The organism is Pedobacter petrophilus (assembly GCF_009674725.1).
GTDB lineage: Bacteria > Bacteroidota > Bacteroidia > Sphingobacteriales > Sphingobacteriaceae > Pedobacter > Pedobacter petrophilus.
On the sequence record NZ_WKKH01000010.1, the window covers coordinates 85,044 to 98,151 of the forward strand.

Annotated in this window: 13 protein-coding genes; 8 read left to right on the top strand and 5 right to left on the bottom strand. The window is 38.7% G+C overall.

All coding sequences use genetic code 11. The features are described 5' to 3' along the window. Position 1: 1 nt before the first annotated feature. Entirely contained in the window at positions 2-1,537 is a 1,536-nt protein-coding gene (locus GJU39_RS08760) for a glycosyltransferase family 39 protein (RefSeq protein ID WP_167515668.1), read from the bottom strand. Positions 1,538-1,628: 91 nt separating this feature from the next. Further along, positions 1,629-2,081 (bottom strand): D-aminoacyl-tRNA deacylase, encoded by a 453-nt coding sequence (dtd, locus tag GJU39_RS08765; RefSeq protein ID WP_154280414.1) that lies wholly within the window; start codon positions 2,079-2,081, stop codon positions 1,629-1,631. A gap of 30 nt (positions 2,082-2,111) precedes the next feature. On the opposite strand from dtd, the gene GJU39_RS08770 reads away from it, so the two are divergent. Further along, complete coding sequence (locus tag GJU39_RS08770; RefSeq protein ID WP_154280415.1) at positions 2,112-3,137, top strand: hypothetical protein; 1,026 nt, start codon at positions 2,112-2,114, stop codon at positions 3,135-3,137. Continuing rightward, positions 3,103-5,547: a hypothetical protein gene (locus GJU39_RS08775; RefSeq protein WP_154280416.1), complete on the top strand. Its 2,445-nt coding sequence runs from the start codon at positions 3,103-3,105 to the stop codon at positions 5,545-5,547. Before GJU39_RS08770 ends, GJU39_RS08775 begins: the two co-directional genes overlap by 35 nt. Positions 5,548-5,657: 110 nt before the next feature. Here the strand turns inward: GJU39_RS08775 and GJU39_RS08780 are convergent, their stop codons facing one another. Then, complete coding sequence (locus tag GJU39_RS08780; RefSeq protein WP_154280417.1) at positions 5,658-6,710, bottom strand: 3-oxoacyl-ACP synthase III family protein; 1,053 nt, start codon at positions 6,708-6,710, stop codon at positions 5,658-5,660. A gap of 145 nt (positions 6,711-6,855) precedes the next feature. Here GJU39_RS08780 and GJU39_RS08785 point away from each other — a divergent pair, with 145 nt between their 5' ends. From GJU39_RS08785 to GJU39_RS08795, 3 genes are read left to right on the top strand one after another with little or no spacing between them, the layout of a single operon-like run. Continuing rightward, positions 6,856-7,137: an ATP-dependent Clp protease adaptor ClpS gene (locus GJU39_RS08785; protein WP_154280418.1), complete on the top strand. Its 282-nt coding sequence runs from the start codon at positions 6,856-6,858 to the stop codon at positions 7,135-7,137. Positions 7,138-7,183: 46 nt separating this feature from the next. After that, positions 7,184-7,390 carry a hypothetical protein gene (locus GJU39_RS08790; protein ID WP_154280419.1) on the top strand — a complete coding sequence of 69 codons (207 nt, stop codon included), beginning with the start codon at positions 7,184-7,186 and terminating at the stop codon, positions 7,388-7,390. After that, complete coding sequence (locus GJU39_RS08795) at positions 7,380-7,709, top strand: type II toxin-antitoxin system RelE family toxin (protein WP_154280420.1); 330 nt, start codon at positions 7,380-7,382, stop codon at positions 7,707-7,709. The genes GJU39_RS08790 and GJU39_RS08795 overlap by 11 nt, the downstream gene beginning before the upstream one ends. Here the strand turns inward: GJU39_RS08795 and GJU39_RS08800 are convergent. Next, positions 7,699-8,310 (bottom strand): thioredoxin family protein, encoded by a 612-nt coding sequence (locus tag GJU39_RS08800; protein WP_154280421.1) that lies wholly within the window; start codon positions 8,308-8,310, stop codon positions 7,699-7,701. The two genes, GJU39_RS08795 and GJU39_RS08800, sit on opposite strands and share 11 nt — an antisense overlap. Positions 8,311-8,809: 499 nt before the next feature. After that, positions 8,810-9,595 (bottom strand): 16S rRNA (adenine(1518)-N(6)/adenine(1519)-N(6))-dimethyltransferase RsmA, encoded by a 786-nt coding sequence (gene rsmA, locus GJU39_RS08805; protein WP_154280422.1) that lies wholly within the window; start codon positions 9,593-9,595, stop codon positions 8,810-8,812. A gap of 180 nt (positions 9,596-9,775) precedes the next feature. Between rsmA and pdxA the strand changes: the two genes are divergently transcribed. The 3 genes from pdxA to GJU39_RS08820 all read left to right on the top strand — a co-directional run bounded on the left by pdxA (position 9,776) and on the right by GJU39_RS08820 (position 13,056). Beyond that, complete coding sequence (gene pdxA, locus GJU39_RS08810) at positions 9,776-10,855, top strand: 4-hydroxythreonine-4-phosphate dehydrogenase PdxA (protein WP_154280423.1); 1,080 nt, start codon at positions 9,776-9,778, stop codon at positions 10,853-10,855. A 219-nt stretch (positions 10,856-11,074) separates the two neighbouring features. After that, positions 11,075-12,223: an MFS transporter gene (locus GJU39_RS24190; RefSeq protein WP_209437610.1), complete on the top strand. Its 1,149-nt coding sequence runs from the start codon at positions 11,075-11,077 to the stop codon at positions 12,221-12,223. After that, complete coding sequence (locus tag GJU39_RS08820) at positions 12,217-13,056, top strand: sulfurtransferase (RefSeq protein ID WP_154280424.1); 840 nt, start codon at positions 12,217-12,219, stop codon at positions 13,054-13,056. The genes GJU39_RS24190 and GJU39_RS08820 overlap by 7 nt, the downstream gene beginning before the upstream one ends. Positions 13,057-13,108: the final 52 nt, after the last annotated feature.

Here is a 13,108-nt window from a genome sequence, read left to right on the forward strand (position 1 = left end):
GCTATTGTTGCTCTTCTATTATTTCGGCTTCAATGATTGGATTAATATTAATTTTGGCACCTTCCAATAAAAATACTCTGGTACCAAATTCTCTCGAATATGGATTTTTCACTTCGCCAATTTGGGTAATTCTGTTAAAAATAGGTTTTTCCTTTTCGCGCCTGGGGTCTTCCTCATCTACCGGACGAATCAGGATCAAATCCTTTATCGGCTTTTTCATCTCGAACCAATGCAAATAATCATCACTATAGGCTACTGCTCCGATATTGGGATATTTAGAATAATAATTTATCGCACCTGCCTGTCCGTAATTATCGGCACGTACCAGAACCACGCTTTTATCCTTAACTCTGCTATATGCCATATCTGTCAAATGTGCAATTTCCTTCCAACCTTGCATATCGGCATAATCCTGAGGAAGCTGATGGTTTTTTCCATCTTCCCATCGCAAGACCCCCACCCTTTCAAATCGCTGATGGCTTTTAATAATCTGAGCAGGTGAATATACTGGCATAAGCAAGGGGAGCACATATACAAATGACGCTATAGTAAAAAACACCACTATGCCCTGCAAGATATACCGTTTTGATAATACCCGGCCGAAAAACAGGGCACCAAAACACAGCAGTACCGGATAAAGCCCTAAAGTATAATAGTCTTTTCCTTTGAAATAGACAAATACCAACATGGTAAAAAGATAGGTAAATATTACCCAACGATATTTTACGAATGACTGATGCCAGATTAAAACGAAAATACCTGCAAGGAGGAAAAAGATGGAATTGATGAAAAACAAAAATTGGCCGATCAGGAAATTTTTTAAAGAAACGTTTACCAGCTGATATTTCTGCAACAGTTTCATATGGTGTAATACCGGGAAGCCATGGTTGATCTGCCAGATGATATTGGGAAGTGCAACTAAAACCCCGGCCAGAAGTGCAAAATAAAAATGTTTTTGCGTAAATATTTTCCTTTGCCTGCCGATTAAAATGGCGGGCAATAGGCCAATAACCAGAAACAGGATATTGTATTTATTCAAAAAACCAATGGCAATGGTAATGGCGACAAAATACAGATATTGTGGCTGCTCATTATCAAAATAACGGATCAGATAATAGAAAACTGCTGTCCAGGCCAAAACATCGAATGAATTTGGTTGATAAAGTGTATTTAACCTTAAAAAGACTGAGCAGATCATCGCAACGCAGACCAAACATTTTGACATCAAATTGCCGTTAATGGCGCCGACAATTTTCCAGCAATACACCATTGTCAATGCTCCGAAAAATGCCGGAACAAAACGTACAAGGTAAAACCCACCTCCAAATAACTTAATGAATATCGAAAAAACAGAAATTAACGGCGGTACTGAAGTAAATCCAAAGTCGGGGTGATGGGCCTGATCCAGATACAAGAATTCATCGCGGTGAAAATCGTAAACTGAATTTACCAGTACAAAAGATAAAACTAACTTTAAAACTATAAAAAATACAAGATAACTATACTCTTTCAACCGGTCCGGATTTGTGCCTTCCATATTCATTTAAACTCAAAAGTCTTGGAAATAATTAATTATGCGTTTTGATAGTCTTTTGTTTAAATAGTTACGGCTCTTGTGTTTAATTAATTTATTCCTTGCTTTTTGTATCAATTACAATTGTAACTGGCCCATCATTTAACAAAGCAATCTTCATATCCGCACCGAAAATTCCGGTCTGGATTTTCTTCCCCGTTAAAGCCGCCAGTTTCTCAATCATTTTTTCGTAAAGCGGAATGGCGAAATCCGGCCTTGCCGCCCTTGTAAAACCTGGTCGGTTGCCTTTTTTTGTGGCTGCAAATAAGGTAAACTGGCTAATTAACAAGATATTTCCATCTACATCTGCCAGGGCTCTATTCATCATCTCGTTTTCATCGTTAAAAATGCGCATGCCTACAATCTTTTGTGCTAACCAGTCTAAATCTTCATTCGTGTCCACAGCCTCAATACCTAAAAGCACCAGGAAACCCATTTCAATCTGGCCGGTAACTATTCCATCAACCGTGCAACTTGCTTGTGTAACTCTTTGTAAAACTGCCCGCATTTTATCTTACCTTTGCCCCATAACTTTGGTATGCGCAAGATAAGTATTTTAGTGATTGCTGTGTTTCTGTTATTCGGCTGTAAGCAGAAATCGATAGTTCATCCTACCTTTTATTTTTGGAAAACGGATTACCATAATACTAAATCTGAAACCCAATATCTTAATCAGTTCAAATCAAAAGCGCTCTATGTTCGGATCATGGATGTGGACTTCGATCCAGACCGACAGCAGGCTGTTCCTGTTTCTCCAATAAGATTTTCAGACCAATTGCCTCCGCAAGTAGAGATTATTCCAGTGGTTTTTCTGGTTAACCGAATATTTTATGATACGGACCCGAACAAAACTAAAATCCTCGCTAAACGGATTGCCAGTTTTGTAGATGCCAAAGTAAAGCAGGCGGGAAAACAGGATTATGCAGAACTTCAAATCGATTGCGACTGGACAAAAACTACCCGCGATCAGTATTTTGAATTTCTTAAACAGCTGAAAAATCAGCCCTTGCTGAAAGGGAAAATCATTTCAGTTACGCTCCGCCTGCACCAGGTAAAAAATGTGGTAACCAGTGGGATTCCACCCGTAGCAAAAGCAATGCTGATGTGTTACAATATGGGAAACCTGCGTAAATATGGTGATCAGAATTCTATTCTCGATCAACATGAAATGAATCTTTACCTGAAAGATTTTCTTAAAAACTATCCATTAAAACTGGATGTGGCGCTACCGCTTTTTGAGTGGGCCGTAGTATTCAGAAATAGAGAATATGCCGGAATTTCCAAACGGATTAATAAAACCCGACTTCAGGATAAAAGATTATTCAGGCAGCGGGGAAACTCAATTTTGTACGACCTGTTGATGGATGATCCTGCTGCGGGATTAAAACAAGGCGATGTGGTGAGATGGGAGGAAATTTCTGCTAAAGATTTACTTTCTACATCCACTTTTTTATCGCGATATTTGAAACCAGCAGAACGAAATCTAGTTTTCTATCACCTTGAAACCGATCTTTTAAAACATTTTACCCATGAAGACCTTCAAAAAGTTATCGCTAATTTTTAGCGTTTTCTTACTTACATTCTTTGGCGAAATCGCTGTTAACATTGCCTGCGGCGGAGAAGTTGATCCTTATGATTACTATATTTCTTACTTCCATAATAATGTACAGGGAGATGAATACACACCTTTTGCATTCAATCAAATGGCGTATTTAAATAGTGAGGAAAATATTGTAAGTGAGCCGGAAATTAACAGTGCCGAATGGGCTAAACACCTGGACGTTAAACCAGAAGACGTTCAGAAAATCATGTACAATGTAGATAGCGCTACAAATATTAAACTGAATCATTTCGACGGTGAGGTTTCATCCCTACCCGATAGCTTACAAAAAAATACTTTTATCCAGGCTTTAGGAAAAAATAAAAATGCACTGAAATATTATGATTTCGCTAAAAGTACTGAACCATTTGCCAATGTTAATTTTGATCTATGGGATCCCAAACCAAGGGATACCACTGCGATGAGTGACTTAGCAACAGTAGCCTTGAAACTAACTGCAGCGGAAAAGGATAACTTTTTAAAGATCCGTTATGCTTACCAGGCCGAAAGAATGTTTCATTATGCTGGCTTACATACCGAAAGCAAAAACGTTTATGATCAATTTATCAAAACGAATAAGACCAAAAGTGCGGTAAAAGGATGGGCGTTGGCGCTTTATGCGGGATCGATAAGGAGATTAGGAAATCCGGAAGAATCTGCTTTTCTCTTTTCGAAAGTTTTCACCACTAATCCCGAGCGAAGAATCCAGGCTTATAAAAACTATTATTATAATAGTGCTCCCGTAAATGGCGCTTTAAAATATGCCAAAACAAATGATGAAAAAGCAAGCATCTGGGCCATCAATGGTTTCGGAAATCCAGATTTTAATATCGAAAGCTTAACCAAAGTTTATCAGTACGAACCGAAAAGTCAGCTAAATGGTGCTTTGCTTGTTCGGGAAGTAAATAAATTGGAACAAGCTTTAATTAAAGATAGCGACCTTGCCAAAATCTCCTATCAATATTATTTTGATAATAGTGAGAACTCAAAATACAGGGATAGTGTTAAAAACCTCAACTTAAAACAGCTTCACCAGGTAAAGGATTTCGCCCTAAAACTGGCTTCCGAAAATAAATATCCACAACCAGAACTTGGCACTTTAACAGCCGCATACTTATCCTGGATGGAAAATAAAGATCTAGAAGCAGCAGATTATCTTGCAAAGCTGAACCCAAATAAACTTCCGGAAAAGTTACGCGATCAATACCGGATAACTGATCTATTGATCAAAGCCAAAAACATTAAAAAAGGCAATCTATTCAATGAGAATGACCTGTTACCTGCTTTGAAATGGCTGGATGAAAAACGATTTGCAGAAAATAAAACCGTAAGAAACGGACAATATGACGACTGGGGAAGTGAGGATAAACGCTTTACCAAAACCACCAGAAATTTTTATCAGCAAATATTAGCCCCTGCTTATTTGAAAATGGGCGATACCGCAAAGGCAGCTTTAGCGATGGTTAAGGGAGATCTATCCTATAACCTTATGAAGAATAATTCACTTTTCGATAACATGAGTTATCCGAGCACTTCATTTTGGCGACAATATTTGAGTCCGAAAAGTATGCAGGCCCTTGCAAACTATAAAACCAAAGCAAACGGCAATGATGTGGTTGCCTTATTGGCGAAAGCCTTAAATAAACTGAGCGATGATGAATTTTATGAGCTCTGGGGAACCACCTATTTAAGAACCCATCAATACGGCAAAGCGGTTCAAATGTTTGCGAAATTATCGCCTGGTTATAATTATTCAAGCCCGACCAATTGGTATGCCGATGATGCGAATGGCAAATTATATTCAAATCCGTTTATTCAAACCCTTAACGACTATCCGAAAAAATATGTGGTTGCAAAAGCTTCAGTCACTAAAAAAGCCTTTGCTGTAGAAATGCTCCGGTTACAAAAACTGACCATCAGTGATAAAAAGAATGCTGCGCTTTACTATTATAAAATGGCCAATGCGGTTTATCAAACGGGTTATTTTGGCAATAGCTGGTTTTTGATCAGTTATGATTGGTCATCATACGATAATAGCAGTGCTGCAAAGTTTGGCTACGATGTGGATTATAAAAAAGCACAAACCGCTAAAGCCTGGTATTTAAAAGCCAGAGCTTTAAGTACAAATGCAGATTTTAAGGCGAAATGTACTTTCATGCTGGCCAAATGCGCACAAAAACAAATTATCTTAAATTCCGGTCTAAACTCTTTCAGTTATTGGGACAAAAAAGATGTGAAGTACAAAAACTTCATCAATGCGAATTACAATAACCCGTACTTTAAAGAATTGAAGTTGAAGTACAGTAAAACGCCTTTTTATCAGGTTGCCGCCGGAGAATGTAGTTATCTTGGAGATTTTATTGCCGGGAAGTAAGGGTTAGCGCTTAAGGCGGAAAAACTGTCGCATAAAATCCGGCTAACAAACATTGACAAAAAACGATGAACAATGGACGAAAAACGATTAACGATAAACTATTTTCCTCCCTACCACCTAATCAACGCACTGGCCCAGGCAAAACCCGAACCGAAAGCGGCAAGGCAGACTAAATCGCCATCTTTAATTTTCCCGGCTTCCCAGGCTTCGCATAGGGCAATCGGAACCGATGCAGCTGTGGTATTTCCGTATTTTTGAATGTTGTTAAAAACCTGATCATCACTTAAGCCTAATAGATTTTGAACATACTGACTGATGCGAAGGTTCGCCTGATGTGGAACCAGCAGATTAATATCTTTTTCGGTAAGGTTATTAGCAGCTAACGCTTCACGAATCACTTCAGGAAATTTAACCACTGCTTTTTTGAAAACCGCCGGACCATCCATATAAGGTAAAACGGCTCCACTAGCCAGGATTTCTGGTGTCATAAATAATCCACCCAATTCCTGATCTGGGAAATCTGGCTTATCCTTCATCCATTTATTGGCATGAGAACCTGGATAATGCATCGCTAAAATTTCTGCATCTGCTCCATCGCTATGTAAATGTGTACTTAAAATCCCTTTCCCTTTTTCATCTGTAGGCTGCAGTACCACTGCTCCTGCCCCATCACCAAAAATTACCGATACATTTCTACTCCGGGTTTCAAAATCCATCGCGAAAGAATGCTTTTCACTTCCTACTACCAAAACATTTTTATACATCCCGGTTTTAACAAACTGATCAGCCACAGATAAAGCATAAACAAAGCCCGAGCATTGGTTGCGGATATCTAAGGCACCAATTTCACCCATTCCCATTTCACGCTGCAACAAAACACCGCAACCGGGGAAATAGTAATCTGGGCTTAGCGTAGCAAAAACAATAAAATCAACATCTTTAGCCGTTATCCCTGCGCGTTCAATTGCAATTTTTGCAGCTTCTATGCCCATAGTGGTAGTGGTTTCTTCATAGCGGTCTGCAAAACGACGCTCCCGAATACCGGTACGCTCCTGAATCCACTCATCATTGGTGTCCATAAAACGACTCAAATCGGTGTTGGTGTAAACATTTTTAGGAACGTAATAACCTATTCCTGCTATTCTCGATTGGTGCATGCTCATATTATGATTTGGTTAACAAATGTATTAAATAAATGTAAGCAGATAATGGAAGATATAGGAAAGAATTGCAGGATTGTATTCGTTAAAAAGCACAAATCTTGATACTTGATACTAAATACTTGATACTAATGATTATTTTTGCACCATGTCTACAGAAACCAAAGAAGAGACCTTTACGCTCGAAGAAATTTTAACTTCCATAAAAACCGTACATCGCCTTATTTTGTGGAATGATGACATTAATACTTTCGATCATGTGAGCTATTGCATGATGAAATACCTGGATTATAACGAGTCTCAATCTGAAAAAATTGCATGGAAAGTGCATAATGATGGAAAATGCCCGGTTCTGGAAGGTTCTTTTACAGAGATGGAAGTTTACCGTAAAATTTTACAACAGGAAGGCTTAACGGTTTCTGTTGATTAATGATCAAATGATTTTTAAAATCGTATCTTTAATAAAATAAGAAATTATGGAAATCACGCTGGAGATACCAAACGATGAAGTGTTTTCGATATTAGAAACATTAAAACGTATAAAAGGCATTAGAATTAAAAACATTGATCAGGTTAAAGAAACCTATTTGATGGAACTATCGGGGGCTTATAAGGAGACTGAATTATCTGAAAAAGGACAAATAAAATTAAAGCGTTTTGAGGATTTAGTGGATGAAATATGATGTACTCACATCATCCCTCTTCAATAAAGAATTTAAAAAACTGTGTAAAAAATATAAATATGCAAAAGATGATATCGTTGCTTTTGTAGCGCTTCTTCAAGAGCATCCCAGCCAAGGTACTCCATTAGGAAAAGACTGTTATAAAATCCGAATAGCCATTTCAAGTAAAGGAAAAGGGAAATCATCGGGAGTGAGACTAATCACCAGAATAAGAATTGTAAATCAAACTATTTATCTATTATCCATTTACGATAAATCTGAACAAAGCTCAATTACAAATCAGGAGCTTGACGCTATATTAAAGGGCCTCAGCAACTAGCGCACAACGGCTTTAATAAATCAACTAATTCCGCCTGTGTACTTTGCGTTTTATCCTTTGCATACCAGCCATGAAGTTTCTCTGCAATAACCAGCATTTCGGTTGTTGCCTTTTTCCACTCTTTTAAAAGCTCCTGTAAAACCTGTGGCCTTGGTGCCCAGGTGGCTAACACCTGATCTTCCGCTTCATTCAATACGATTAAAACAGGAATGGCTCTCCCGCCGTTGGTTAAATGTGCATCAATTAAAGGAAGATTTTTATCCCGGAGAACAAACTTTAAATCTATTTTTCCAAGTGAGGCTGTAGCGATTTTGTTGAATACAGGAATGATTTGTGCCGCATCGCCACACCAGCCTTCGGTAATGACTAAAAACTTATAATTTTCTTTCAATCCGTTGATAACAGCCGTTAATTCTTCGGTCAGGTTAGCTGTCTTGTCTACCCTGTTCATCCGTTGCACATTCATTTTACTGTAGTGTAACATCGCTTCAGAATTATCCGGACCGGTGGTTTTACCTTCTAATAACAGTTGATCAACCATTGCACGGTAAGTCAGATAATCCATTCCTTGCCCGTTAAAAATTTCGCTGTAATTAACCATGATTTATTAAAAATATGACGCAAAGGAAAGGAGAAATTAAGTGCCAATCATCATGTATTTGCAATTTCATATCAACACTATTAAACAAAAAAACATTAGCATCTACCTGATACTATCAAACTCATCCATCACCTTAGATTTATGGTTATAGATCCGCAATTCTGGTTTAATATTTCTATTAGAGATATTTAATAGTTCAATATTGGTGTTTGGAGGAACCGCTGTTGAAATCTTTCTTTTGATTATAATCTGATCGGTTGCGTTGGGTATTCTAAGTATTAAAGTATCCCTGGAAGAGTTTGTAACATCCAGATCAAACGCTGATTTGTCTTCCAGGTGTATTGATAATTTTGTAAGTGGCGCAAAGGTTTTCTTAATCTATAACGACTGTTGATCTCTGGATAAAACACAACCAGTCATTGCTATTATTAAAAGAATGCCATTAACGGCTATCATTCGATTTCTCATATAATTTTTCAGACATTAAAAAACTTGCTGGTTAAGCCTCCATCAATTTACTCAAATGTTGCGTTAAGGCCACAAAATCGTCAACCGTTAATTGCTCTGCCCTTTTCTCAAAGTAGATGTGATCATCCATTTTATCTTTCGGCATTACCGCAGAAACGGCATTACGCAAAGTTTTTCTCCGTTGATTAAAACCAGCTTTAACCACACGCCAGAACAATTTTTCATCACAATCTAGCGTCTCCACCTCATTTCGGGTTAAGCGAATAACGGCAGAGTTTACTTTTGGTGGGGGATTGAAAGTTCCGGGTTTAACAGTAAAGAGGTATTCAATTTTATAATATGCCTGGAGAAAAACACTTAATATTCCATACTCTTTTGTACCTGCAGGCGAAGCGCATCGTTGCGCAACTTCTTTCTGGAACATGCCCACCATTTCCACCACTTTATGGCGATTATCTAAAATCTTAAATAAAATCTGGGAGGAAATATTATAAGGGAAGTTGCCGATAATAGCGAACTGACCAGGAAAATTGGCATCAAAATCTAATTTCAGAAAATCACCATTAATTAAACGATCGCCCAATTGAGGATACTTTTCGTTCAGGAAATGATAAGATTCTGTATCGATATCAATTAAATAAGTTTGTAAATCTTCACGTTTCAACAAAAAATCAGACAAAATTCCCATCCCCGGACCAACTTCCAAAACCTGATTGTATTTTTCGGTGTTTACCAAACTTTCTACAATCCGGTTCGCAATGCCCTTATCAGTTAAAAAATGCTGACCTAAATGTTTTTTCGCTTTTACTAAACTCATGTTTAAAACTTAATGCCACGGAAACACAGAAAGCACGGAATAATTAAAAACATTTTATTCTTCCTTCCGTGAAGCCGTGTTTCCGTGACCCGGATATTTTCTACAAAATAACTAATTTTTATCCGGTAAGCACCTGTTTAATCGAAAATCAGTATTTTGCGCTAAAATATTCCAGTAATTATGAGCGATAAACTTAAAATAGGCATCAGTATAGGCGACGTGAACGGTATAGGTTTAGAGGTAATCATCAAAACATTATCCAATCCGGCAATCTTAAATTACTGCACACCAATTGTTTATGGCCATACTAAAGTTTCGTCTTTCCACAGGAAGGCAAATAACCTGGGCGATTTCAGTTTTAACGTGATTAATCAAGCCAATCAGGCCCAGGTTAAAAAGGCAAACATGATTAATTGCTGGGAGGAAGATGTAAAAATCGAACTCGGACAAGTTACGCCTACAGGCGGTAAATATGCGCTTATATCGCTCGAAAGAGCAACTGCAGATTTAGTAGCCGGAGAAATTGATGCCCTAGTAACTGCTCCAATCAATAAACACAACATCCAGTCAGAAACGTTTTCTTTCCCCGGGCATACAGAATATTTGCAGGAAAAAAGTGGCAGTAAAGATGTGTTGATGTTTTTAATCAGCGAGAATTTACGCGTGGGCGTGGTTACCGGCCACATTCCGGTTAAAGATGTTCCAACTTCGATTACAAAAGAAAAGATTTTAGGGAAATTAAAATTGATCAATGAAAGCCTGAAAAAAGATTTCTGGATCGAAAAACCTAAAATCGCAGTATTGGGTTTAAATCCTCACGCCAGTGATAATGGTTTATTAGGGGCGGAAGAAGCCGAAATCATTACGCCTGCCATTCAGGAGGCTTATGATAAAGGCATGATGGTTTTCGGGCCTTACCCGGCAGATGGTTTCTTCGGAAATAGCAGTTATAAAAAATTTGATGCTGTTTTGGCCATGTATCATGATCAGGGCTTAATCCCTTTCAAAACCTTAGCATTCCACAATGGCGTTAACTATACAGCAGGCTTAAATTTCGTTCGTACCTCTCCGGATCATGGAACAGGTTATGATATTGCAGGGAAAGACCTGGCAGATTCTACTTCGTTTACTGAAGCTTTGTTTTCAGCCATTCACATCGTCAAAAACCGCAGGGAACAAGAGGAAATGCTAAGCGGACAATTGCGTTCTGGTGGTAAAATAGTAGAGACCCAGTTTGATATTAAGGATGATGCTTCTTAGGGAAGAATAAGGATTAAAGAGAAAAGAACAAGGATTAAAGAGCAAGGAACAAAGATCAAAGACAATGTGTTTTGACACTTTAACTTCCGGCTCCCGACTTCAGACTTTTCACAATTGCGCCTTAAAATCCTGACCTCAGACCCCGGACATCCGACTTCAGACTTTTTACAATTAAAATGAAAGGGGGCAAAACCATCAGGCATACTACTACCTGTAATTGTGATTTCGCAGTTTCTTTGCACCTCACTTTGGTTTGCTGGTAACGCGGTATTGCCAGATATTATTAAGAATTTTCCACTTGAGATGAACCTGCTGGCAAATTTAACCAGCATGGTCCAGTTTGGATTTATCAGCGGCACCTTAGTATTTGCCGTTTTTTCTATTTCTGATATTTTCCCACCATCAAAAGTTTTCTTTATTTGCGGCATAACTGCAGCGTTATTTAACCTGGCCATTTGCCTCGAATTATCAGATGTCAGACTTTTACTTTTATTTCGGTTTTTAACCGGATTTATGCTGGCTGGGATTTATCCGGTCGGGATGAAAATAGCTTCAGATTATTTTAAGGATGGATTAGGCAAATCCCTGGGCTTTTTGGTTGGCGCATTGGTTCTGGGCACCGCTTTCCCACATTTATTAAGAACATTAACCACTGCATTTCCCTGGAAGTCTTTGATTTATGCTACTTCAGCATTATCCTTAATTGGTGCAGGCAGCGTTTTTATTTTCGTGCCTAACGGGCCATTCAGAATGGCGGGACAAAAATTCGATTTAAGTGCCAGTTTTAGCGGTTTCAAAAACAGCAATTTCCGATCAGTAGCATTTGGATACTTTGGCCACATGTGGGAACTTTACACGTTTTGGGCTTTCCTCCCGGGGATGCTTTTATTTTACAACAGCAAACATCCGGCATCTTCACTAAATGTTTCCTTATTTTCTTTTCTCATTATTGCCTCTGGAGCGCTTTCCTGCATCGCCGGCGGGCTACTTTCCCAAAAATTCGGCGCAAAGAGAATCGCCACCATTGCACTTGCGGTGTCAGGATTATGCTGTTTGCTATCCTCTCTCTTCCTCTTTATCGATTCGGTTTACCTCTTCGTAAGCTTTCTATTGATCTGGGGATTAAGTGCCACGGCAGATTCTCCGTTATTTTCATCATTAGTGGCCAAAAATGCACCAGAAAGGCTAAGGGGAACCTCCCTTACGTTAGTCAATTGTATTGGTTTTACCATTACTATTATCAGCATTCAAGTCATCAATTATTTAGCTAAAGCGTTCAATTCTCCTTATATTTATATGGTTTTGGCTATTGGCCCGGCCTTAGGGCTTTTAGCTTTATTAAAAGACAAAAATAAAAAGGTATGTTAAAATTATCCCCAATCATAAAACCAGAAGAATTAACCTGGTTAAATCAAGATGATGAAATCGTTCTAATAGACGCCAGTGCGGGTTCCAAAGCACGCTATGAGGAGCAACACCTCGCGGGTGCATTATTTGTGGATGTAAACGAGGATTTGGCTAACATTGGTGATTTTGCCAAAGGCGGCCGTCATCCGCTACCAACATTCGAGCAATTTTCCCGGGTTTTACAAAAATCAGGCATTACTGAGCATACACATGTTATTGTTTACGATGATAAAAATGGTGGCAATGCTGCAGCCAGATTATGGTGGATGCTCAGAGCCATCGGCCATGAAAAGGTACAGGTAATTGATGGAGGATTCCAGGCTGCGGTTAAGGCTGGATTTCCCACTACAAGCAAAGTAGAAAGTCCGAAATCCGTTGGCAACTATACGGTTAAATCATGGAATCTTCCGCTATCAAATCTTGATGAAGTAGAAAAAGTGGCAAAAACTGAAGATCACTTGGTGATTGATGTGAGAGATGCCAATCGATATGCCGGATTCATGGAGCCTATAGATACCATTGCCGGCCATATTCCGGGCGCAACTAATATTCCCTTCACAGAAAATTTAGATCCAGATGGTCACTTTTTATCTCCCAAGGATCTAAATCAAAAATACGCTGCTGCATTAGCGGGTATAGAACCAGAAAATGTGATTGTTCACTGCGGATCGGGCATTACAGCCTGCCATACGCTTTTAGCAATGGATTATGCAGGCCTGCCGATTCCTAAGCTTTACGTGGGTTCATGGAGTGAGTGGAGCCGAAATAATAAAGAGATGGTTTTGGCAGAGTAGGCATATCGTCATTTCGACCGAAGTGAAGAAATCATTAAACTTTAAGCCGATT

Bases quoted from the DNA above. Each gene is read 5' to 3' on its own strand.
- GJU39_RS08760 (WP_167515668.1), bottom strand. From the start codon at position 1,537: ATGGAAGGCACAAATCCGGACCGGTTGAAAGAGTATAGTTATCTTGTA.
- dtd (WP_154280414.1), bottom strand. From the start codon at position 2,081: ATGCGGGCAGTTTTACAAAGAGTTACACAAGCAAGTTGCACGGTTGAT.
- GJU39_RS08770 (WP_154280415.1), top strand. From the start codon at position 2,112: ATGCGCAAGATAAGTATTTTAGTGATTGCTGTGTTTCTGTTATTCGGC.
- GJU39_RS08775 (WP_154280416.1), top strand. From the start codon at position 3,103: ATGAAGACCTTCAAAAAGTTATCGCTAATTTTTAGCGTTTTCTTACTT.
- GJU39_RS08780 (WP_154280417.1), bottom strand. From the start codon at position 6,710: ATGAGCATGCACCAATCGAGAATAGCAGGAATAGGTTATTACGTTCCT.
- GJU39_RS08785 (WP_154280418.1), top strand. From the start codon at position 6,856: ATGTCTACAGAAACCAAAGAAGAGACCTTTACGCTCGAAGAAATTTTA.
- GJU39_RS08790 (WP_154280419.1), top strand. From the start codon at position 7,184: ATGGAAATCACGCTGGAGATACCAAACGATGAAGTGTTTTCGATATTA.
- GJU39_RS08795 (WP_154280420.1), top strand. From the start codon at position 7,380: ATGAAATATGATGTACTCACATCATCCCTCTTCAATAAAGAATTTAAA.
- GJU39_RS08800 (WP_154280421.1), bottom strand. From the start codon at position 8,310: ATGGTTAATTACAGCGAAATTTTTAACGGGCAAGGAATGGATTATCTG.
- rsmA (WP_154280422.1), bottom strand. From the start codon at position 9,595: ATGAGTTTAGTAAAAGCGAAAAAACATTTAGGTCAGCATTTTTTAACT.
- pdxA (WP_154280423.1), top strand. From the start codon at position 9,776: ATGAGCGATAAACTTAAAATAGGCATCAGTATAGGCGACGTGAACGGT.
- GJU39_RS08820 (WP_154280424.1), top strand. From the start codon at position 12,217: ATGTTAAAATTATCCCCAATCATAAAACCAGAAGAATTAACCTGGTTA.